The sequence below is a fragment of the Phycisphaeraceae bacterium genome, assembly GCA_019636795.1.
GTDB lineage: Bacteria > Planctomycetota > Phycisphaerae > Phycisphaerales > UBA1924 > JAHBWW01.
In genome coordinates, this window is sequence record JAHBWW010000002.1 from 91,159 (window position 1) to 112,942 (window position 21,784).

The following is a 21,784-nucleotide window of genomic DNA, read 5'->3' on the forward strand; positions in this document are numbered from 1 at the left end:
ATGGTGATGGTGACAGACGCAGTCGGGCGGCCGCGTGTCGGTGTGTTGTTCCCGGCATGAGGAAAGTCCGAGCACGGGAGGACACGATGGTGGGTCACGCCCACCCGCCCGAACAGACTCGCAAGAGTGCGGTCGCGGGCGAGGGAAAGTGCCACAGAAAGCAAACCGCCGATGGTCGCGTGTTCGGCTTGCCGACGCTCGACACAGGCAAGGGTGAAAGGGTGCGGTAAGAGCGCACCGCCCGGCGGGTGACCGTCGGGGCATGGCAAACCCCATCGCGTGCAAGCCCAAGCAGAATCCCGCAGTTGCCTTCGGGCGGCTGCGTCCCTGGTCCGGGGATCGTGGGTTCGGGTAGGGTGCAGGGGAGCGTGCTCCCCCCCGCTGCCAGCAACGGCACGGGCAGAGAAATGGTCGCCCGCATCGGCAGGTCGAGCAATCGAAACCACCGAGGCGACAGAACTCGGCTTACAGACTGCGTCCGGCCGCGATCGCGGGCCTTGCGGGGAAAACTCGTGAGGCCCGCGGCCTTTTTGTGTGGGTGGCGATGTGATGTGACACTTGAATTAAAAAGCAAGTCCGTGGCAGCACAGTGCCCGGTAGGCTGCTTGGGCAGCTCGGCTTTTGGTATCATGTGTGTGATGATCAGGAAACTCATGCGTTTGTTGTCGTTGACCCAAGGGCGCGACGATGGTGCGTCGATTGGGATTGAGTTGCCGACGATAGAACGCGAGCGGATCGCCCACCTGCTGCGCATCGAAGAGAACCTGCCGCACCTGGACTGGGCTGCCGCGTGGACCATGATTGAAAGGGAGTCGAACAAGGATGAAGTTGCGGCGAGTCAACTCGCGCGGGCCATTGTGGCAGCCTGGCTGGATGAACTGCGCGACGCGATGCCGACTGATTCGAGGCGCTGGCGCGGCTGGGCTGTCGAAGGACTGGCTCCATTGGAGGGCACGATCGGCAAGCGCGTGGCTTCCTACGCCGAGCGATCGCTTCATGTCATTGGCGAAGCGTTCGCTTCCATTCGAGGCAGTGTGAGAGATGAACCAATTCCGCCGATTGCGATTATCGTGCTAGCCACGGCTGATGAGTACTACTCGTTCATTTCTGCGTATTACGATGAAGGAGCCTTTGCGACTTCGGGCGGTGTATATCTGCGAGAATCGCCTTCCAACTGTGCGGCCTTGATCATCAACGCACAGACACGGTACTCGGTGAACGCTGCGATCGCTCATGAGCTGGCACATCACGCTCTTGTGCCGATCACGGAAGCAGGTCGTCTCGGGGCCGGACTTCCACTTTGGGCAGAAGAGGGCTTAACCCAGATGATGGAAGAGCGCGTGACGGGCGTTTCAAATTTTGTGTTCAGCCGCGAGATGCGAGAGAGACATATGCAACTCTGGAGTGAGATCGGATTCGATGGCCTGGCATCGGGTGAGACGTTTCATTCGCCGGATGGTGAGGAACAGGAATTGTCATACAACCTGGCAGAGGCAATCACGCGCTCGCTGCTGTCGACACGACCCGGCGACTTCTTTGCCTTTGCACGGGCGTGCGTGCAGGATGGGGTCGATGCCGAAGACGCAGCCATTGCGCACCTTGGCAAGGATGTGCAAGAGATCGCGAGAGATATGCTTCAGGTTTAGTTGCGCCGCTCCGACGGGTCTGGTGGTCGCGATTGAGCAAACCCTGGCGCGCATCGACTTTTCCCAGTTCGAACTGGGGTTGGGTCCAGAATGATTCGAATTCAGAATTTGGTGGCGTAGAAATTTGATGATTGACGCGTTGCTTTCTGGACAAATGCTCGCTATATTCGCAGCCGATGGTCGCGGCATTGTGCCGGGACGCCTTGAAAGGAGATGCCGATGGAACATTTGAAGCAATACATCGCTGGAACCGACACGCTCGGCCGCGGTTTTGCTGCGGTGAGGCCGTCGTACTCCGTCGATCTCATTGATACTACTGACATCAAGGTGCTTCCGATGTAGGTGAGACCGAACAGTCTTTGTTCTGCATGACCCCGGAAGCACTGGTTTCCGGGGTTTTTTCGTTGTGGAACTTTCGTCGATCGGCCTTGGGGCCGGGGCGTGAGAGGAGTTGTGCTGTGCGCACTGAACTGATGGTGCTGGCTGCGAACTTCGCGGTCGTGGGATTGCAGTTGCTGGTGGTGATGGTGTGGAGGCGCGAGCCTTCGTCGCGGCGCGGCGAGGGGGTGTATGTGTACCGACGGCGGGGCCGGCGTGTGTTGGTCGCATGTCGGAGGACGAACTGTGCGTCATTTGCAAACAGCCCGCATCTGGCTGGCAACGCAACGCGATGGGCATCGGTGGCGGCGGGAGTCGGATGAAAAGAGGTGGGCAGCCTGATTCTCGAGCGATACGTGTCACGAAATGCGCGAGCAAGCATGTGCAATGAGTGGGGTGACGAGGCGTTCGAAGGTCAGTTCGGGATGTGGCTCGGAGTATGATCCGTCGGAAGCGCTCAGCATGAACGTCGCTCCGTCATAGAGTCGTTCCCGCACCAGTTTTTCGATGAGCAACGCATACCGATCGGCATACGACGCTCCACGAAACTCGTTAAAGACGGGAAAGTGCGGCTCGGACACACGCACGGGAGATCGCGATCGAGGACAATCTTCGAGCAGCATGAGGTAGCCGAGGAATGGCCGGGGTGAAGGACGGAAAGCGCCTTCCCGATATGCTGCCCAGATATCCGTAGCGCTGCCGAGAGCTTCTTCGGTTCTGTTGTTGAAGTTATTGCCAAAGGATGGCCCGATTTGCGACTTGAACTCGAGCGCGGCGAGCAACTCACGCTCGTGCATGACAATGAGGTCCCACTTTTTCTCGGCTCGATACCAGCCGGGGAGTTCAACCATTCGATCGGTTGTAATACAGAACTCAGGCACGCCCGCCTCGATGAGCAACGCGCGAACGAGCGACACGAAGCCATTCATTTGCTTGCCGCCGGTGACTGCACTTCGGGCTCCGCGGTCGGGGTCTGCAATCTGACGGCTGGATTGATTGCTGCGCGTGCTCCAGAACGATGCCACAGCCAGCTGAACGCGCTGCTCGAGATCCTTCATGCAACCCTCGTCGTGATGGTCGAAGTCAGGTACAGATCACTTCCGTGAGCCGCGAGCCGATCTTTGGCCAGTCCGAAGTACGCCGGATCAAGCTCGATTCCAATACTGTTGCGTCCCCAGCGTGCGCAGGCGAGATTGGTTGTGCCCGTGCCCATGAATGGATCGAGCACACGATCTCCGACAAAGGAAAACATGCGAACAAGACGTTCGGCGAACTCGAGTGGATATGGTGCCGGGTGTCGCGGATTCGATGTGCCGCGCAGGTCGGACCAGATCTGTCTGAACCATGTCTGGTAGTTCTCGCTGCTGATGATGCTGAGGATGCGTTCTTCACTGGTCGGGCTGCGATAGCCGCCAGGCTTGCGCTGCATCAGGATGAACTCGATGTCATTCTTGATGACGGCGTTAGGTTCATAGGGCTTGCCGAGGAATCCGCCTCCGCCCGACACTTCGTAGTTGGCGTTGGCGATCTTGTGCCAGATGATCGGAGCCAGATTGTCGTAGCCGATCGCTTTGCAGCGTTCCTGAATGGTGGCGTGGAGCGGAACCACGGTGTGCCGACCGTTGTTGCGTCGGCGAGACAGACACACATCCCCCACATTGATGATGAGTCGCCCGCCCGGCACCAATGCGTTATAGCAGTTGGTCCAGACCTCGTCGAGTCCTGCCATGAACTCCTCATAGTCTGCGACATGCCCGAGCTGGGCTTCGTGATCGTTGTACTCTTTGAGGATCCAATACGGCGGGCTGGTGACGACAAGATGGACGGAGTTGGGCTCCAGACGGGTGGCTCTTCGAGCATCGCCAAGGATGAGCTCGTGAGAAGTCTCTTTTTCACGCACGGCGGCTTCAATCTTTCTGATGGCTGCCGGATCGCGCGCGAGTTTTGGGATTGTCAGGTCCAGCTTCTCCTTGCCGACCAGTTCCGCAAGCAGAACACGAACGGGATCTACGGATGCAGGCGCTGTTTCGGCTGGTTTCATTGGGCCATTGTAACAGTACCCGACCGGGATGGCTGCCTTTCCTTTCCAACCCACTGCAAAGACTGGACACACGGGCGTACGTCGCGTCGCTTGACTCTGCCTTTTGTTCGGCTATTGTACGGAATGCCTCCCGCCGCTCCTGATCCCGACTTCGCCTATCGCCACGCTTTGCCTCAGGGGCCTGCTCACCGCCGCGGCGCGGGGGTCAATCCCGGCAATCGGTTTGAGACGGTCAGCCTCTCGATCCTCGGCGAAGAGCTCGACCGGCAGATGGTCGAGCGCGAACAAGAGGATGGGCAGCCTGTGCGTGTCGAGCGGCGAGTCTACGCCGACCGCACGCAGACGATCATCAACCGAGTCTCCCGCGCGAGCGATATGCCGTTCGACTGGACACTCAATCCGTATCGCGGGTGCGAGCATGGGTGTGTGTATTGCTATGCGAGGCCTTATCACGAATACCTCGGCTTCAATTGCGGGCTCGACTTCGAGACCAAACTGGTCGCCAAGCCCGACGCGGCGCAACTTCTCGAAGCCGAACTGGCAGCACCATCATGGAAGGCCGAACCGATCGTGATGAGCGCGATCACGGACATCTACCAGCCGATCGAGCACGAGATGCGCCTCGCGCGGCAGTGCCTTGAAGTGCTGGCCGACTGTCGCCAGCCCGTCTCGACCATGACCAAGAGCGCAATGGTGCTGCGCGATTGCGATCTGTGGGCGAAGCTCGCTGCGTTCGGAGCGGGGCGGGTGACGATCACGCTGGTGACGCTGGACAATGATCTGGCGCGTGCGCTCGAGCCGCGAGCCTCTGCTCCGTCGGCGCGGCTGCGTGCGATCCGCGAGCTGACGGCGGCGGGTGTGCCTGTGACGGTCAACATCGCTCCGGTGATTCCAGGGCTGACAGATACTGAAGTGCCTGCGATTCTCGAAGCGTCGGCCGAAGCGGGCGCGGTCGGGGTGACATGGATCCTGCTGCGTCTGCCGTGGCAGGTCAAGGAAGTGTTCCTGGACTGGCTCGCGCGCAGTGTGCATCCGTCGCGGGCGGCGAAAGTCGAGGCGCACATCCGCGCGACGCAGGGCGGGCGGTTGTATGACTCGAGCGTGCGCAGCCTGCGCGGCCGAGGCACCGGAGTGCTGGCTGCACAAATCCGCCAGACTTTCAAGGTCTTTTCGCGTCGCTACGGCATAAGTGAAAAGTTCACGCCATTGAGTGGAGCATCCTTCCGACCTCCGAGCTCGGGGCAGATGCGTCTGTTTGAGTGACCCGCACCTGACTTTTTATACCTGCACGCACGTCAAGCGGACGCTCTCAGTTCAGGCGATACTGCCCCGGAACTTGCATGCCGGGCGACACGATCGGCGTGTCGAACGTCAGCGCGGCTTCGTGCTCCATGAGATCGTGCTTCGACTGTGTCACAAAGTCCCACGAGACTTCCTGGCATGAATACGCCGCCATGCGACCCATCACGGCAGTGAGCGAACTCTCGGCACACTCGCGCAATTCGACAATCGGCTTCCCGGCACGGATGGAATCGATGAGGTCGGTGTGCTCGCGGACGTACGGATTGTTGCCGCTGTGACGCAGTTCGAACGAGCGCTCGCCTGCGTGGTCGGCGATCCATGACCGCTCCGGGTTGACGTGCGCGACGCCTTCGGAGCCGAAGATCGTGTTGATGACGCGCGGCTGTGAACCCGGAATCTGGCGGCACTTGAAACTCACGACAGCACCATTGGCATAGTGGTAGTCAATGTCGATGTGGTCGTAAATCTCGGAATCGTCGGGGCGGGTCATTGCGCCGCCCGAGCCGAACGCTCGCACCGGTGGGCCGCCCATGATCCAGTTGATGGCATCGATATTGTGAACCGCCTGCTCGACGATCTGGTCACCACTAAGCCAGACGAAGTGGTACCAGTTCGAGAGTTGATACTGCATGTCGCTCATGCCCGGCTGACGGTCGCGATACCAGATGCCGGTCGAGCAGTAATAGGCGAGCCCGGCTGTGATGCGCCCGATCGCGCCATCATGGATGCGTTTGACGGCTTCGACATATGAAGGCTGACGGCGGTACATGGTCCCGGTGACGATCGCGGTGCCTTGCGCCAAAGCCTTGTCGTGTGCTTCGACACACACGCGATAGCCGGGGGCGTCGACGCAGACAGGCTTCTCGGCAAAGACGTGCTTACCAGCTGCAACGGCTTCAGCGATGTGAAGCGGTCGGAAGCCCGGGCTGGTCGTCAACAACACAAGATCGACCTCGGGGTGTGCGATCACCTGGCGGTAGGCATCGAGGCCCGAATAGAGCGACTCATCCTTGACATCCACCTGGCCCGCTACCTGCGTGCCTTTCATCGTGTCGCGCGCCCGGCGGCAGAGGTCGAAGTTCAGATCGCCGATCGCGACAAGCCGTACACCTTCGCTGCTCGAAAGGCTATCGACACACGCCCCAAGCCCTCGCCCGCCAGCCCCGACGACGCCAATGCGCAGTTCATCTGAGCCCACAACAGGGGCAATCGGACGTGAAAGCGAGAATGGGGTCAAGCCCGCAACGGTCGCTGTGGCGGCAGTGGCTTTGAGGAATTCGCGGCGAGTGGGTGACATAGGGTGACTCCTTGAGCCAAGAGGATAGGGTACTGCCGCAAGTTCGTACGTAGCTGGGGGTAAATTCAAACTCATAAGGGTTAGTGCCCATCAACAGGCTCAGGAATCGAACTTATGCCAGCAACGAAGAACCAAACAGTGCATGAGAATCCGTCGATACTTGAGATGTGATGCGCATCTCGAACCCGAACAAGCTGATGGCAGGCGCTGGGGGAAGTGGCACGCTTCCGGTGCCAAAGCGTGCACGCCTGCTGCAAGGTGCTTGCGTGATGCTCGTTGCGGGCGGAGCGCTGGCAATCGTCCTTGCCGTCAGAACAGCACTCGATGTCACCAATGACCACCTGCGCAGCGAAGGGATCGCTGCACGAACGCTTAGCGAGTTCGGCATCGACCTGTCTCAGCGCATTCTTGACACGGTGGAGCCTGCGATGGCGCGGACCGCGAAGATCGCTGGAGACTCGCGAGTTCATCATGCCCTAGGAACCGCCGATCGCGCGACAGCAGCAGCGTTGTGCAACGAATTGATCCTTCATGAACCCGGCTTTGATGCGATCGCGCTCTTCGATTCTGCGGGCCACATCCTGGCGATCAACTCGATCCATGCGAATGGCGAGCCTATCGCTGCGGAGCGCGTTGCCCGCATCACTGGACAAGACCTGTCACAACGGCCGATCATCGCAGGTTGCGTGGGAAATGACTCGTCGACAGATGTCCTGGAGTTCCAGACATCGTGCGACATCACGCCAGCACTCTTTGACTCCAAAGGTTTGTCGATCGCGCACTCCGTTCCCGCGGTCGATGCGGCGGGTCAGAAACTGGGGGTGGTGAGTACGCGCCTCGTGTTTCAACGGCTGCATTCACTGATTGATGACTCAAGCCTTCGGCACATCGGCGGTGCGGCGTGGTACGTCTCGGACAGTGGACTGATTTTTGACGAAAGAATTCTTGAAGGAATCGACGACCAGCCTGTGTCGAATGAAGAACTTGCATCTATTGTGGCTCCACTCGCACATGCAAATGGCGTGCATTCAATCATGCAGCGATCCGGGACTTTCATAGGTCTCTTCAGGGTCGAACGCCTTCGCACGATTGACGGCGGAGGCATCACGATCATGGCCTCGGTACCTCGCACATGGGTCGATGCCGCGGCGAGGGCCGAACGCCTGTGGACAGCGGCCATACCAGCATCAATCGGAGCACTACTCCTCTTGAGTGGGTGGACAAGCCTGCTTTTGGCGTCCTCGATCTGCCTTCGCGCAGAGGCCGAAGCCGCCCGCTCGCGCGCCGAAATTGCAAGCCGCGCCAAAAGCGAGTTCCTGACCAACATGAGCCACGAAATTCGGACACCAATGACGGCCATTCTGGGCTTTGCCGACCTGATTGCCGATCTCGACATGAATGCCGACAGGCGTGGTGAGTTTCTCGAGTTCGTCACAACCATCAAGCGTAACGGCAATTACCTGCTCAGTGTGATCAACGATATTCTTGATCTGTCGAAGATCGAGGCTGGCAAGCTGACGATCGAGCAACTTCCGGTTGATCCGCGATCGCTGATGCTCGAAGTTGAATCACTTCTGAGCGTCAAGGCGAAGGAAAGGGGAATCACGCTCGAACTTGAACAGTGCACGCCGCTCCCTCAGACCATTCGGTCGGATCCTGTGCGTCTGAGGCAGATTCTGCTGAATCTTGTGGGCAATGCGATCAAGTTTTCCGAACACGGAAGCGTGATCATGCGAGTGGGAATTGATGAGGCCCAGGCCGAGCGCCCGAAGTTGATCGTGAGTGTGCACGATTCTGGCATCGGCATCACACCCGAGTGCTTGTCCCGGCTGTTCGGCGCGTTCGAGCAGGCAGACGCTTCGACGACGCGCGAGTTCGGCGGCACAGGGCTGGGGCTGCGCATCAGCCGAACGCTGGCGCAGTTGCTCGGTGGCGATGTCACGGTCATGAGCACTCCTGGCAAGGGAAGTGTTTTTACAGCGAGTGTCGAAACCGGGCCGATTGGGGGTGTGCCATTGCTCGAACCGCACGCTTTGCGATTGGCGAAACATGAAACCGACTGTGAAATCACAAGGAATATACATGCGCGTGCGTTGCAAGGCGTGCGCGTGTTCCTGGCCGAAGATGGGCCGGACAATCGAAGACTGATTGAGTTTCACCTAACCAAAGCCGGTGCGGAAATCCGATCATTCGAGAACGGACGATTGGCACTCGAAGCTTTGACAGTCGACGGCACGATTGACGGCGAGTTGATTGATCCCCCGCCCTGCGATCTGTTGCTGACGGACATGCAGATGCCGGAGATGGATGGGTACTCGCTGGCACGAGTACTCCGCGCGAGAGGGTGGTCTCTGGCGATCGTGGCACTGACGGCCCATGCGATGAGCGGCGACGCAGCCCGGTGCCTCGAAGCCGGGTGTGACGCATACGCCAGCAAACCCATTGACAAGGCCAAACTGATGGAAATCTGTGTCGAAGCGGCCCAGCGCAGTCGTCGATTGAGCACATGGGCAGCGTAAGCAGTGAACGACGAGCCGGCCCAAGACCCGTCGGTGGTGTGCTGGCTCACCCATGAACTCTGCGTACCATGCGTGAAGCATGAGTATCAATATTCGCCTAGCACATTCACCGGACTCCGACGATGTCGTGATGTGGTGGCCGCTCGTCGGGCTGGGTGGCAGCGGACCGGCCATCGACACGAGTGGGTTCGTCTTCACGCTTGAAGCACGGGATGTCGAGGAACTCAACAAAATGGTCGCAGGTAAGGAGCGCAACGGGTACGAAGTAACGGCGATCAGTTGCGCAACGTATCCGGTAGTGGCCGATCGGTACGTCATCACACGCAGCGGCGGATCATTCGGCGAAGGCTACGGGCCTCGTGTAGTGGTGCGGGCAGAGCATGCCGATGGCGGGGTCAACGCGCTGCGCAGCAAGCGCATCGCTGTGCCCGGAGTGAACACGACGGCGTACCTGGTCCTGCGATTGATGCTCGGAGCCGACTCCTTCGAGGCTGTGGAAATGTTGTTTTCCGACATTCCCGGCGCGGTCATGCGAGGCGAGGTTGATGCGGGTCTCCTGATTCATGAGGCACAGTTGACACACGAATCGCTCGGTCTCACCGAAGTCGCAAACCTCGGCGTGTGGTGGGCGACTCAGACGGAGTTGCCACTGCCACTCGGGCTCAATGTTGTGCGGCGTGATCTTGATGCACGATTCGGCCCGGGCACCGTCAAGGTGCTCGATGGCGTACTGACCGCTTCAGTGGAGCACGCCGTTTCGCACCCGATCCAAAGTCGCGAGCACTTGCGCGCCAATCGTGGCGACCGGGCGGAATGGGATGATGCAACCCTCGTCGATCGATATCTTGCGATGTATGTCAGCGCACTGACTCAGGATATGGGCGAGCGGGGGCGGCGAGCCATCGCTGAGCTTCTCGGGCGCGGAGCTCAAGCCGACCTGTGCCGTGCGGTCGGCCAGATCGATCTGGCCAGTGACCACTAGAGCCCGATTCAGGCGCGGCGCATGCGGTCATCGAAGCCTTCGATGCGGCGGCGAAAGGCGGCAACATCGAAGGATTGAGGCAGCGTCTCGAGCGATTCGAGGGCGATGCGGATCCCGCGTTCGGCCACGGCTGCCGGCGGCTCGATCCCGCCGCACCAGAACTCATAGTCGGCGCAGCTCAGACGCACCGTGGCGGGAAAACACGTGCCATCAGGATGCGTGATTTCCGCGATATAGGACCAGCCCTGCGCGGTAGTGGCTTCGCACGAGAGGTCAACGCGGGTGGAATTGCTATGCGACGGGTGTGACACGCAGAGAGTGTACGAGTGCATACGATCGGGCGTGACATTTCTCATTGAGACAATCAAGTTGGGGCTGGCGAATCTGCGTTTGCAGTTGTTGCGTTCGACACTCACAGCACTCGGGATCATCTTCGGCGTCGCGGCCGTCATCACCATGGTCGCCATCGGTGAAGGTTCAACGCAGGAAGCCCTTCGACAGATCGAGCGACTCGGGGCTCGCAACATCATCGTGCGAAGCCAGAAGCCACCCGAGAGCCAATCTGCCCAAGGCCAGCAGCGCGGATTTTTGAGCACCTACGGCATCACATTTGGCGACTTTGACATCATTGAAGACAACTTTCGTGATGTAGCGAACATCGTGCCTCTCAAAGAGATCGGGAGTGAAGTCCTGCGCGGGCAGAGGCGCAAAGTCAGTCAGGCGTACGGAACAACCCCCAATCTGGCTCAGGTTGCAGGGCTCGTCGTCGCACGCGGGCGGTATCTGGCACAACACGACCTCGACCAGAGTGCCCTTGTATGCGTGATCGGTCATGAAATCGCCAAAGAGTTTTTCTCCCTCGAAGATCCGCTCGGCGAAACCATCCGCATCGATGACAAATCGTTCAAGGTCGTCGGCGTGCTCGCACCTGTGGGACTCAGCGGCGGTGCCGGCGCTGCACTGGTCGGTCGCGATCTGAACCTGGACCTGCATATCCCAATCACTACGGCACGGGCGGTCTTCGGCGACATCGTCGTTCGGCGGACGCAAGGCTCGTTCCAAGGGAACGAAGTGCAAATCTCCGAGGTGTTTCTCGAATCGCCCGACCGCGAACGTGTCATGTCAGACGCCGATCGTCTGCGTCGCATCATGGAACTGCGACATCCTGGACTGACAGATATCGGGATGATCGTCCCGTACGAGTTGCTCGAAAGTGCCCGGAAGCGCGCCTTGACCGGTCAGATCGTGTCCGGTGCCGTAGCGGCAATCGCACTTCTTGTTGGCGGAATCGGGATCATGAACATCATGCTCGCCAACGTAACCGAGCGCACCCGCGAAATTGGCATCCGCCGAGCACTGGGCGCGACACGCAAACACATCATCGCGCAGTTCATGGTCGAGACGAGCGTTCTCAGTTGCATCGGCGGACTTGTGGGTGTGGGGTTTGGGATCGGGCTAGCTGTCGCGCTCGATCGGCTTGTACCGCTGTTGCCCGAGGCCCCGTTCATTGGTTCGGCGATCACACCCGACGCTGCTCTCCCGACGGTCATCACGGGTTGGTCGATTATCGTCGCTTTCGTGGTCGCAGCCCTCACGGGGCTCGTGTTCGGCATCTATCCGGCGCGCAAGGCAGCGTTGCAGGACCCGATTGTCGCCTTGAGGCACGATTGATACAGCAGACGATTGAACGAACCAGACCAATTTCCAAGAAAGTTAGAGAACCTGACACACGAGGATGCACATGAGCCGATATTCGATCGACGACTTCCTGGCCGACACCGTACAGCGCGATCTGGACCAGGGACTGTTCGAGCTCGAACGCGAGCGCATCCTCGAGGTGAACCTCGCAGACATGGTGTGGATGAAGCACGGCGCGATGATCGCGTACCGAGGCGACATCCGCTTTGAACGCGAAGGCATCTTTCAGCGGGGGCTGGCCAAGACCCTCAAAAAGACCTTCACCGGTGAAGGTGCCAGACTCACCAAGGCCACAGGCCGAGGCAAGTTGTACCTTGCCGATCAAGGCAAGAAGGTGACAATCCTGAATCTCGAACGCGACGCGATCTTCATCAATGGCAATGACATCCTGGCCTTTGAGGCAAGCCTTGACTGGGACATCAAACTCCTTCGAAAGGTGATGGCAATTGCCGCAGGCGGGCTCTTCAACGTGCGGCTCGAAGGAACCGGCATGGTCGCACTGACCACGCACTTCGAGCCTTTGACCCTCCTCGTCGAGCCCGGCTCGCCCGTGTTCACGGACCCTCAGGCCACAGTGGCCTGGAGCGGGAACCTCTCGCCAGAGTTCAAAACCGACATTCAACTCAAAACCTTTTTCGGACGTGGTTCGGGCGAGAGCGTCCAGATGCGGTTCGAAGGCTCAGGGTTCGTCGTCGTTCAGCCGTTCGAGGAGTCACTCTTGCAGAGTCAGGCCGGCGCGACGAACGCTTCGGGCTAAAACACGCGCCAACTCGCTGCGCATGGGCATTGAAACACAAGTGGACAGCCTGAGTGTGCCGATTGGCGTTGAGCCATGCACGCCGCCCCCTCCGACACCCCTAGGCCTCTGTTTCTCCTGCCTCCAGGGCAGATGGCGCGGCATAGCCTGCTGGGAATGCTCCGGGCGTCGCAGCGCCTTGGTCTGAACCCGGGTTGGATCGAAGTCCAGACACTCCGCGATCGCGCCAGACGTGCCGACGGTTCACGCAGCGCGATCAGCCTGCTCATCGCCGAGCAGCGCTATCGCGTTGAAGCTGGCGGGTTTACGCACGCCGTGTCGTTCGGCCCCTCGGGCGTCATCGACTTCACCTTGCCCACCGGCTCGACGCCTGAGTCGCTCTGGACACACCTCGGACTCAATGTGGCCATGTGGTGGGCGGACCACCCGAGCTGGCTCTCGGCTGAGTCGGCCCTCTTCGAACCGGCACGAACAATGTGTGCTGGTTCAGTCTATGGACATATCGTCAAGTCGAAACCCACAGCCGACGAAGCTCGCGAGATACTCGGGTGGTCACGGGTCGATTCCATGCCCGTCGCCGAGGATTACGAGGTTGTCAGACCGATGAAATCGGGAGAACCTCGCCACGATGTGGTTGTGGTTGCACACGATGTTCAGCCGGTTGCGATGCCTTTGAAGCGCTTCCTGGCTGCAGACGACCCGGACCCGGCAACCATGGAACGGGCCATGATCCCGCAAGCCATGTCACAATTCTCGAAATTCATTCGCGAAGACAAGCCGGCCATCAGAGTCGCACTCGAACGTTTCGCGTCCGAGTTGCTCGAAGCCCGAGCCTGCGAGCCTCTGCGCACGGTGCATCAACTCGCGACCCAACTCGGGGCCGACCACGGGGCGGCACTGATCTACCTGACACGCAAAGGCCGACGCTGGTACAAAACTCAGCAGATCCTGCGACAAGCAACCACATGGCGCCGTTCGTTCTGGCTGGCGTGGCTCGCTCAGCGCGTCGAACTCGGTGTGTACGGATGTGACGCGAAGGCGATCGGCGTACCCCAGGCTATGGAAGCCCTGTCATCAGTGGCGCACCAAGACTTGTCACGCGTCTATGGGCTTGGCAAGTGCGCGATTTCGATCAATCCAGCATGTGACGAAGCCAGCGTGACCCACGAGGTTTTTCAGATCGCAGGCTCTGGAGTGCCGTGCATCCATCATGCAACCGCCGGTCTCGGTGAACTCTTCGACATCGGACGCGAAGTCATGACCTTCTCACGTGGCCCCGAGTTGCTTCATGCAGTCGATCACCTGTGCGCCCACGAAAGTCTCCGCGAAGAGTTCGGGCAACGGGCACTCTCGCGAACCCGAGCCCAGCACGCATGGGAACACCGCGTACCCCGGCTCCTGGGCACCGCCAACCAAGCAACACTCAAAGCCGCCTAGACAGAGCATCGCACCGCGAACGATCGGCCCAGACTCGACGCCTGCTCAGCTTTCTGTCACAGGCACACACGAGCAAAACAGGTTTCGATCGCCATACGGATTGTCAACGCGACCCACGCTCGACCAGAACTTGTGCTCACGCAGGTGAGGCATCGGATACACAGCCTGCTCGCGTGTGTACGGATGCTTCCAGTCGCCTGTCGCAATACTGGCAATTGTGTGCGGGCTGTTGCGCAGCGGGTTGTCATCGCGGCTCATCGTCCCCGATTCAATCTCGGCAATCTCGGCACGAATCGACAACATCGCATCACAAAAACGATCGAGCTCGGCCTTAGGCTCCGACTCAGTCGGCTCGACCATCAGCGTGCCCGGCACCGGCCACGACATTGTCGGCGCATGGAAGCCGTAGTCGATCAGTCGCTTGGCAATGTCATCAATCTTGATGCCCGCCGACTTCTCAAACGGCCTGCAATCAAGAATGAACTCGTGCGCCACGCGCCCTCGCGACCCACGGAACAACACCGAGTACCCACTCTTGAGCCGATCGGCCATGTAATTTGCATTAAGGATCGCGACGGCACTCGCCTTGGTCAGCCCCGCACTCCCCATCATCGCAATATACGCCCAACTGATGGGCAGAATCGCACTGCTGCCGTATGGAGCCGCGCTGATCGGTCCGATCGCATGCTTCCCCGCCGACGCTGGCGCCATCACCGGATGCGTCGGAAGAAACGGGGCAAGATGAGCCTTGACCCCAATCGGACCCATCCCCGGCCCGCCACCTCCGTGCGGGATGCAGAACGTCTTGTGCAGGTTGAGGTGGCTCACATCCGAGCCATAATCGCCCGGACGACACAGCCCTACCTGCGCATTCATGTTCGCACCGTCAAGATACACCTGCCCGCCGTGCTGATGAACGATGTCGCACATCTCTCGTATGGTCTCATCGAAGATCCCAGTCGTCGACGGATAGGTCACCATGATCGCAGCCAGCGTGTCCTTGTGGGCCTCGGCCTTGGCGCGCAGATCATCGAGATCCACAAGCCCATCAACGCACCGCACACTGACCACCCGATACCCCGCGACGACAGCCGACGCCGGATTTGTGCCGTGGGCAGACTCCGGAATCAGGCACACCGTGCGGTGCCCCTCGCCGCGCGCAAGGTGAAACGCGCGAATGACCATCAACCCGGCATACTCGCCCTGCGAACCGGCGTTGGGCTGAAGCGAAACCGCATCGTACCCCGTGATCTCCGCCAGCCACGCTTCGAGTTCGGCAAACAGTGTGGCATACCCCGCCCACTGGTCGCGCGGCGCAAATGGGTGCAGGTATGCAAACGCCGGCCAAGTGACCGGAATCATCTCGGTCGTGGCATTAAGCTTCATCGTGCACGAGCCGAGCGGGATCATCGAGTGCGCGAGGCTGAGATCACGACTCATAAGCCTGAAGATGTACCGCAGCATCTCCGTCTCAGAGTGGTGCGTGTTGAACACCGGGTGCGTCATGAACTCGCTCGTGCGCACAAACGACTCGGGGAGAGCGACGTGCGCGCGAGCCGCGAGAGCCACAACATCCGGCTTGCTCGCGCCAAAGACCTCCAGCAGGTCGCCGATCAGCGCAACATCCGAAGTCTCATCAAGGCTGATGCCGACCGAACCATCACCAAAGTCTCGCAGGTTGATGCGCACCGCACGGGCTGCCTCCAGCACCCGCTTCGCATCGCCCTTGACACGCACGCGCAACGTATCGAACACCAGATCATCGCCGATCGCGTGCCCAAGGTCGAGAAGCCCCACGCGCAGCGTCTGCGTCAGATGATGCACGCGGCGGGCGATCGCTCGCAACCCATGCGGGCCGTGGTACACGCCATACATGCTCGCCATCACCGCCAGCAGCACCTGCGCGGTGCAGATATTGCTCGTGGCACGATCACGCTTGATGTGCTGCTCGCGCGTCTGAACAGCGAGCCGAAGCGCCACGTTGCCCGCAGTGTCGCGCGACACACCAACCAGTCGCCCGGGAAGTTTGCGCACAAACTCTTCGCGCGTCGCCATGAACGCCGCGTGCGGACCACCAAAACCCATCGGCACACCAAAACGCTGGGCGCTCCCGACCGCAATGTCGGCCCCCCACGCCCCGGGTGGCGCGAGCAGCGTGAGCGCCAGCAGATCCGTCGCTGCCACGATCATCGCCCCAGCCGACCGGGCGCGCGTCGCCAGCGCGTGATAGCACTCAACGCGACCGTCCGTCGTCGGATATTGAAGCAGAATTCCTGCAACAGATTCATCAGGATTCATGGCATCAGGTGCGACAACCTCGACACTGATTCCCTGAGGCTCAGCCCGCGTCCGCACGACCTCAATCGTCTGCGGATGGCAATCGCTCGCGACTAGAACCCGCGTCCGTCCACCGGGCGCGATCGACACACACATGGTCATCGCCTCGGCCGCGGCTGTGCCCTCGTCGAGAAGACTGCTGTTGGCCAGCGGCAGGCCCGTCAAATCCGAAACCATCGTCTGAAAGTTCAGCAACGCTTCGAGCCGCCCTTGCGCAATCTCAGCCTGGTACGGTGTGTACTGCGTATACCACCCGGGGTTCTCCAGAACGTTGCGCAAAATCACCGGCGGCGTCACCGTCCCGCTATAGCCCATGCCCATGCACGAACGAAACACCTTGTTTTCCGCCGCGATACTCGATATGCGATCAAGCAATGCCTTCTCGCCCAGTGCCTCCGGCAAGTCGAGCGGCCGATTCAGCCTGATCGATGCCGGCACAACATCGGCAACAAACGCCTCCATCGTGCCATAGCCGAGGCTCGCTAGCATCGCGCCAATCTCCTCGTCATTCGGACCAATATGACGCGGGGCAAACCCGTCGCACGCCTCGAGCAGCGAACGGGCCGAAGTGTGCGAAGCGGACGGATTCGTAGTCATGACGCCTGAACTCATCGCGTGATTTCTCGACTATGGGTGATGGGGTTGCGTTTGGATCGAAGGTAACTGTAGGAAGCAGGCCAGACACAATAATGCCATGGAAAAAAGCAACTTCAGGGTTCAAGCCTCCCAGACCACTAGAATCCTGGCATGACCGCCCGACCGAACCGCTGGCGCTGCGCTTCCTGTTTTTTGCTCCCGATGACGGCTTTCGGGTCTCCCACACAACCCGAGCCCGACCAGGCCGCCCGATTGCGAGCCGAACGAGCCCAATCCCGCATCGCGCAGCGCGCCCAGGCCGGGCAGGAAGAGCTTCGGCGTGCACAGGATGTCCAGGCCGTGCACCGAATGATCGCTCTCCTTGCCGGACCCGAGATGGCAGGCCGCGCCCCCGGTTCGCCCGGCCTCGACCGCGCCGCCGATGCGATTGAAGATCTCTTTCTCGGGCTGGGGCTCGAACCCGCATTCGCCTTGGCCGAAAACAACCCCGATCAGAAAACCTATCGCCAGCGGTTCACGATCGGCAGCACCGTTGACTCAATTGCCTCCCGCACATCGTTTGGGCTTGCCGACGGGCGCGTTATTGCAGCTGACAATGATCTTGAAGTCTCGATCTACAGCGGACGCGGAGCTTTCGCCGGGCCGGTTTCGTTCGTCGGCTACGGCATCGTCGCCGGTCCGGGCACCTATCTCGGCTTCACTGGCACCGATTCCATCGAAGACCATGTCGTCCTCATGCTCAGCCACGAACCTATGGACGACCTTGGACGCAGCTTGTGGTCCGATCGCGGGTGGAGCTTTGCCGCCCCTCTGTACCGCAAACTCAGCGCCGTGCATCGCCGGGGCGCCAAAGCCGTCATCGTCGTCGATCCGCCCGATCACGACCCCGATGCCAATGGCTCGGCCGACCCGGCAGGACAAGTCCGCACCCAAGTCACACCGTTCGAAATCCCCGTCGTGCATATCAGCCAGGCCCAAGCCGATGAACTTCTCCGTGTTGGCACCGGCCGCAGCCTGCGCGAACTGACACGCGCCGCCAACCGCGCGGGCATCGTCCTTCCACTCCAAAGCGTCACCGCAGCTGTCCAAACAAACGTCGAAGTCACACCGCTCTGGTCAGAAAACATCGGCGCGATTCTCGCTGGACGTGGCACCCTCGCTGGCGAAGTAGTTGTCATCACCGCTCACTACGAATTTCGCGACCCATCGCCGGTTTTTATGGCCGCTTCTGACACAGAACCAAGCCCCGCAGCCGACGACAATGCCTCGGGTGTCGCCTCCATGCTGCTTGTTGCCGAACGCCTGCGAGATGCGTACGACACGCTCGATTTCGAAACGCCTGCACGCACCATCCTCTTCCTCGCACTCTCCGGCGGCGACAAATCCCATCGCGGCTCAAGCCACTACGTCGAGCACCCGATCATTCCGATCACAAACCATGTCATCATGCTCAACCTTGATGCCGTCGGGCGCTACAACGACTTCCCGCTCCAGATCGGTGGCGTCGACTCGGCCAACGAACTCGAATCCATCGTTCAAGACACTTTGCTCCTCCACCGTGTCGACGCTGTGCCCGCCGAGCCCGAGACCTTCGCCGACAGCGACCACCAGAGCTTCAACGATCGAAATGTTCCTCAGTTGATGTTCTCGACTGGCATCCAGCCCGAGCACGGCTCCATCGCCGACACTCCCGAAACCATCGACGCCGACGGCATTGTCACAATCAGCACGCTGGTTCGAACACTCGCCCTCGAATTAGCAACACACCCCGAACGCCCGACGTTCGTCCAACGAGGCGCACGCCCACGCGATCGCCAGCCCGACGACCCCGCACGCGACCGCGTTCGCGTCGGGCTGATTCCCGCCGCCGGAGCGACCGGCGACGGCATGCTCATCGCGCGCGTCAGCGATGATTCCACCGCTGCCCGCGCAGGCTTTCGTCCCGGCGATCGCGTGCTCGAATGGAACGGGCAAGCCGTAGAAAACGCCCAGCACTGGGCTTCGATGATCGAGCAACATCGCCCTGGCGATACCGTCAACGTCACCATCCGCCGCGCAGGCCAGACCCAGTCCATCGAGATCATCCTCGAAAGCGCCAAGGAACCCAGGCCTTGAGCGGCATCGTGCTGCCTGACGACTTCTCCGAGGTGCTCATCGTCCCGATCGATCAGCCCAGCACGTTGTCGCTGTCTGTCCTCCCTGCCGACGATCACCCCGCAAGCCCCGAGTCGGAGCATCGTTGGGCACAATTGTGCGCACACAACCCGGCACTCCTCAATGGCCCAATCCTCGCACTCGATGCGTGGCACGCCCAACAGCAACGCCTCACCGCACGAGTCGCCCACTATCAACAAATGGTGGCCCCCGACCCCGGCCGATCGCGCATCGTCCAGATCGGTGTCACCGGCGTCATTCTCGCACGCAACACTCACGCATCTGACGACGAGCCGCATGTTCTGCTTGCACAACGAACGCATCGCACAACGGTGTACCCAGGCCAATGGGAGCTTGCACCCTCTGGCGGCATCAACCCACCGCCTCACACGCCAATCACCCTGAACTTGTCCGCATGGCTCGATGCTCTCAATCGAGAATCGCACGAAGAACTCGGGCTTGATCTGACTCAAAGCACGATTCGCACACCGATGCTGTGCTTCGATCCCTTCGCCCCCAGCGCCGATCTCGTGTGCATTGTGCATCTCGCCGCGCAGTGCGACGATGTTGATCGTTCTGTGACTTCGCACCTGGCTTCGACATGGGAATATACCGCATCCCAGTGGATTCCCGTCTCACGCCTCGCTCAGGCAGCAGACGATCCCGCTACAACGATCATCCCCCCAAGCCGTGCGATCATGCGTGCCCTGGCTCGCGATCACTCGCTGCTGAAGAGCTGATTCCTCGCCAGTTGTCGGTAGAGTTCACAACGTTCGAGCAACTCCGAATGCGACCCCCGATCAACGATCGACCCGTGATTCATCACCACAATCTCGTCGGCACTCACCACAGTGCTGAGGCGATGCGCAACAATCAGGCACGTCCTCCCCACCGCAAACCCCGCAATCGCCGCTGCAATGTGCGACTCGCTGTCTGAGTCGATCATGCTCGTCGCTTCATCCAGAATCAGAATCGCCGGATCGCGCAAAATCGCGCGAGCAATCGCCAACCGCTGCCGTTGCCCGCCGCTGAGCGTCATCCCCTGATCGCCCAGCATCGTGTCGTACCCTTGCGGCAGTTTCTCGATGAACTGGTGCGCGTGCGCCTTTTCAGCCGCACGAACGATCATCGCCTCATCAACCCCGCGCGCGCCGTACGCAATATTCTGCCGCACGCTCTGGCGAAACAGCACCGTCTCCTGCGTGACCACGCCGATCTGCGATCGCAGGCTCCGCAGTCCGACCTCACGCACATCGCGACCATCAATGCGCACCACACCGGCGTCCGGATCAAACAACCTCGGCACCAGACTCAGCAGCGTCGTCTTGCCGCACCCGTTGGGTCCGACAAACGCCACCGTCCTGCCGTGCGCAATCTTCAGCGTCACATCATCAATCGCCGGCCGGTTCGCGCCCGGATACGTCAGACTCACCCCCTCGAATGCAACCTCGCGCGCATGCCTTGGCAATCGCGGACGCTTCGCGCCGTCACGCTCTTCGGGCGCTTCATTCAGCAACTGTGCAATGCGCGTGGCCGCTGCCGACGACTGCTGAATATCCGTCACCAATCCCGTCAGAGGCTTGAGCGACGCCCCCGCAACCCCCAGTGCCCCGATGGCAAGCACGAACTTGGCGCTGTCCAGCTGCCCGTCATGGATCGCCTTGATCGCCACAAGACTGAGCACCCCCAGCGCCATAATCGACACAACTTCCACAAGCGGACTCGCAAGAGCCCTGGCGAATCGCACCCGCAGCAGCTCCCTCAGCACCTGCTTGTTAATCTTGTGAAAACGACCGCTCTCATGCCGCTCGTTCGTGTGCACCTTCACAACGCGCAGACCCTGAATCACCTCGGCCGTCGCCCCATAGAGCAGCGCCTGGCTCTGCAGCGCCGCACGCGACGCACGCCGAATCCGCTTGCCAAGTTTGCGAATGATCGTGTACAGCACCGGCGCGACCACCAGTGCCACCCCCGACAATCTCCAGTCAACGACAAACGCCGCAACCAACGCCGCCAGTCCCTTCGTCAGCTGCGCCATCGACTTGGACACCAGCGCCGTCATACCGAGCGCAAGCGACTGCGGGTCGTTCACGATGCGGCTGATCGCGTCCGAACTGCCTCCTTCCGCGATCTGACGCAGTGGCAGGTGAATCACGCGCCCAAACAACTCGCGCCGCAACTGCGCGATTGTCCGCTGCACAATCGTCATCGCGAAATACGCATGCAAAAAATTCGCCGTCGCCCCGAACACCGTCAATACCCCAAGCCCGATCATGATCCAGACAACCGACACAAACGGATCCTGCGGCAATCTCTCAATCCACGACTCTGACAGCCTGCCCGCAACCCACGAAGAAGCGTTCAGGTCGGTTGCCATCTGACGCAGATTCGTCTCATTGCCCATCACCGAGTCGAGCACCGGCCCCACGCCGACAATGCCCGCACCAAGTCCCGCCGCCGACAACGTCGCCATGACCAGCGCCCAGACCAAAAGCCCGCGATAGCGCAGCATGCGACCGGACAGCTTCCAGAAATCATTCATAAGCAAAGATTCCACGCCACACCGAACGTGATGGGCAGCACGATCCTACGCTCATAGCCCCAAGGTGCCGGGTTCACTTGTCCGCCTCACGGCGGTT

16 protein-coding genes and 1 other RNA gene are annotated in these 21,784 nt (G+C 60.5%); 11 read left to right on the plus strand and 6 right to left on the minus strand.

What is annotated here, in order from left to right; all coding sequences use genetic code 11:
• The first annotated feature begins 14 nt into the window (after positions 1 to 14).
• From rnpB to KF757_03580, 3 genes are all read left to right on the plus strand, one after another.
• Positions 15 to 484, plus strand: an RNA gene (gene rnpB / locus KF757_03570) — RNase P RNA component class A.
• A 154-nt stretch (positions 485 to 638) separates the two neighbouring features.
• Complete coding sequence (locus KF757_03575; GenBank protein ID MBX3322051.1) at positions 639 to 1,646, plus strand: hypothetical protein; 1,008 nt, start codon at positions 639 to 641, stop codon at positions 1,644 to 1,646.
• Between the two features lie 458 nt (positions 1,647 to 2,104).
• Complete coding sequence (locus KF757_03580; GenBank protein MBX3322052.1) at positions 2,105 to 2,347, plus strand: hypothetical protein; 243 nt, start codon at positions 2,105 to 2,107, stop codon at positions 2,345 to 2,347.
• 36 nt (positions 2,348 to 2,383) lie between these two features.
• Here the strand turns inward: KF757_03580 and KF757_03585 are convergent, their stop codons facing one another.
• Together KF757_03585 and KF757_03590 are read right to left on the minus strand one after the other, a co-directional pair.
• Entirely contained in the window at positions 2,384 to 3,082 is a 699-nt protein-coding gene (locus KF757_03585) for a hypothetical protein (protein MBX3322053.1), read from the minus strand.
• Complete coding sequence (locus KF757_03590; GenBank protein ID MBX3322054.1) at positions 3,079 to 4,065, minus strand: site-specific DNA-methyltransferase; 987 nt, start codon at positions 4,063 to 4,065, stop codon at positions 3,079 to 3,081. The genes KF757_03585 and KF757_03590 overlap by 4 nt, the downstream gene beginning before the upstream one ends.
• A gap of 123 nt (positions 4,066 to 4,188) precedes the next feature.
• Here KF757_03590 and KF757_03595 point away from each other — a divergent pair, with 123 nt between their 5' ends.
• Positions 4,189 to 5,328 (plus strand): PA0069 family radical SAM protein, encoded by a 1,140-nt coding sequence (locus tag KF757_03595; GenBank protein ID MBX3322055.1) that lies wholly within the window; start codon positions 4,189 to 4,191, stop codon positions 5,326 to 5,328.
• 46 nt (positions 5,329 to 5,374) lie between these two features.
• Here KF757_03595 and KF757_03600 read toward each other — a convergent pair whose 3' ends face one another.
• Positions 5,375 to 6,664, minus strand: a complete 1,290-nt coding sequence (locus KF757_03600) for a Gfo/Idh/MocA family oxidoreductase (protein MBX3322056.1) — start codon at positions 6,662 to 6,664, stop codon at positions 5,375 to 5,377.
• Positions 6,665 to 6,834: 170 nt separating this feature from the next.
• On the opposite strand from KF757_03600, the gene KF757_03605 reads away from it, so the two are divergent.
• A complete protein-coding gene (locus KF757_03605) occupies positions 6,835 to 9,183 on the plus strand; it encodes a response regulator (GenBank protein ID MBX3322057.1) in 2,349 nt (782 codons plus the stop codon).
• Between the two features lie 130 nt (positions 9,184 to 9,313).
• Positions 9,314 to 10,165, plus strand: a complete 852-nt coding sequence (locus KF757_03610; GenBank protein MBX3322058.1) for a hypothetical protein — start codon at positions 9,314 to 9,316, stop codon at positions 10,163 to 10,165.
• Positions 10,166 to 10,173: 8 nt separating this feature from the next.
• Here the strand turns inward: KF757_03610 and KF757_03615 are convergent, their stop codons facing one another.
• Positions 10,174 to 10,476 (minus strand): hypothetical protein, encoded by a 303-nt coding sequence (locus KF757_03615; protein MBX3322059.1) that lies wholly within the window; start codon positions 10,474 to 10,476, stop codon positions 10,174 to 10,176.
• Between the two features lie 31 nt (positions 10,477 to 10,507).
• Between KF757_03615 and KF757_03620 the strand changes: the two genes are divergently transcribed.
• The 3 genes from KF757_03620 (at position 10,508) to KF757_03630 (ending at position 14,057) form a co-directional block, all read left to right on the plus strand.
• Positions 10,508 to 11,836 carry an ABC transporter permease gene (locus tag KF757_03620; GenBank protein MBX3322060.1) on the plus strand — a complete coding sequence of 443 codons (1,329 nt, stop codon included), beginning with the start codon at positions 10,508 to 10,510 and terminating at the stop codon, positions 11,834 to 11,836.
• 70 nt (positions 11,837 to 11,906) lie between these two features.
• Positions 11,907 to 12,620, plus strand: a complete 714-nt coding sequence (locus KF757_03625) for an AIM24 family protein (GenBank protein MBX3322061.1) — start codon at positions 11,907 to 11,909, stop codon at positions 12,618 to 12,620.
• 75 nt (positions 12,621 to 12,695) lie between these two features.
• On the plus strand, positions 12,696 to 14,057 hold the full coding sequence (locus KF757_03630) for a glycosyltransferase family 1 protein (GenBank protein MBX3322062.1): 1,362 nt from the start codon (positions 12,696 to 12,698) through the stop codon (positions 14,055 to 14,057).
• 45 nt (positions 14,058 to 14,102) lie between these two features.
• Here KF757_03630 and gcvP read toward each other — a convergent pair whose 3' ends face one another.
• The gene (gene gcvP / locus KF757_03635) at positions 14,103 to 16,991 is read right to left on the minus strand and encodes an aminomethyl-transferring glycine dehydrogenase (protein MBX3322063.1); all 2,889 of its coding nucleotides are present in this window, start codon (positions 16,989 to 16,991) and stop codon (positions 14,103 to 14,105) included.
• A gap of 150 nt (positions 16,992 to 17,141) precedes the next feature.
• On the opposite strand from gcvP, the gene KF757_03640 reads away from it, so the two are divergent.
• Together KF757_03640 and KF757_03645 are read left to right on the plus strand one after the other, a co-directional pair.
• Complete coding sequence (locus tag KF757_03640; protein MBX3322064.1) at positions 17,142 to 19,106, plus strand: M28 family peptidase; 1,965 nt, start codon at positions 17,142 to 17,144, stop codon at positions 19,104 to 19,106.
• Positions 19,103 to 19,885, plus strand: coding sequence for an NUDIX hydrolase (locus KF757_03645; GenBank protein MBX3322065.1), 783 nt, complete (start codon positions 19,103 to 19,105; stop codon positions 19,883 to 19,885). Before KF757_03640 ends, KF757_03645 begins: the two co-directional genes overlap by 4 nt.
• Here KF757_03645 and KF757_03650 read toward each other — a convergent pair.
• Positions 19,864 to 21,687, minus strand: coding sequence for an ABC transporter ATP-binding protein (locus KF757_03650; GenBank protein MBX3322066.1), 1,824 nt, complete (start codon positions 21,685 to 21,687; stop codon positions 19,864 to 19,866). The genes KF757_03645 and KF757_03650 overlap by 22 nt on opposite strands.
• Positions 21,688 to 21,784: the final 97 nt, after the last annotated feature.

Excerpts from the sequence above, each read along its gene's own strand:
- KF757_03575 (MBX3322051.1), top strand. The coding sequence starts at position 639 with ATGATCAGGAAACTCATGCGTTTGTTGTCGTTGACCCAAGGGCGCGAC.
- KF757_03585 (MBX3322053.1), bottom strand. The coding sequence starts at position 3,082 with ATGAAGGATCTCGAGCAGCGCGTTCAGCTGGCTGTGGCATCGTTCTGG.
- KF757_03590 (MBX3322054.1), bottom strand. The coding sequence starts at position 4,065 with ATGAAACCAGCCGAAACAGCGCCTGCATCCGTAGATCCCGTTCGTGTT.
- KF757_03595 (MBX3322055.1), top strand. The coding sequence starts at position 4,189 with ATGCCTCCCGCCGCTCCTGATCCCGACTTCGCCTATCGCCACGCTTTG.
- KF757_03600 (MBX3322056.1), bottom strand. The coding sequence starts at position 6,664 with ATGTCACCCACTCGCCGCGAATTCCTCAAAGCCACTGCCGCCACAGCG.
- KF757_03605 (MBX3322057.1), top strand. The coding sequence starts at position 6,835 with ATGCGCATCTCGAACCCGAACAAGCTGATGGCAGGCGCTGGGGGAAGT.
- KF757_03610 (MBX3322058.1), top strand. The coding sequence starts at position 9,314 with ATGTGGTGGCCGCTCGTCGGGCTGGGTGGCAGCGGACCGGCCATCGAC.
- KF757_03625 (MBX3322061.1), top strand. The coding sequence starts at position 11,907 with ATGAGCCGATATTCGATCGACGACTTCCTGGCCGACACCGTACAGCGC.
- KF757_03630 (MBX3322062.1), top strand. The coding sequence starts at position 12,696 with ATGCACGCCGCCCCCTCCGACACCCCTAGGCCTCTGTTTCTCCTGCCT.
- gcvP (MBX3322063.1), bottom strand. The coding sequence starts at position 16,991 with ATGACTACGAATCCGTCCGCTTCGCACACTTCGGCCCGTTCGCTGCTC.
- KF757_03640 (MBX3322064.1), top strand. The coding sequence starts at position 17,142 with ATGACCGCCCGACCGAACCGCTGGCGCTGCGCTTCCTGTTTTTTGCTC.
- KF757_03650 (MBX3322066.1), bottom strand. The coding sequence starts at position 21,687 with ATGAATGATTTCTGGAAGCTGTCCGGTCGCATGCTGCGCTATCGCGGG.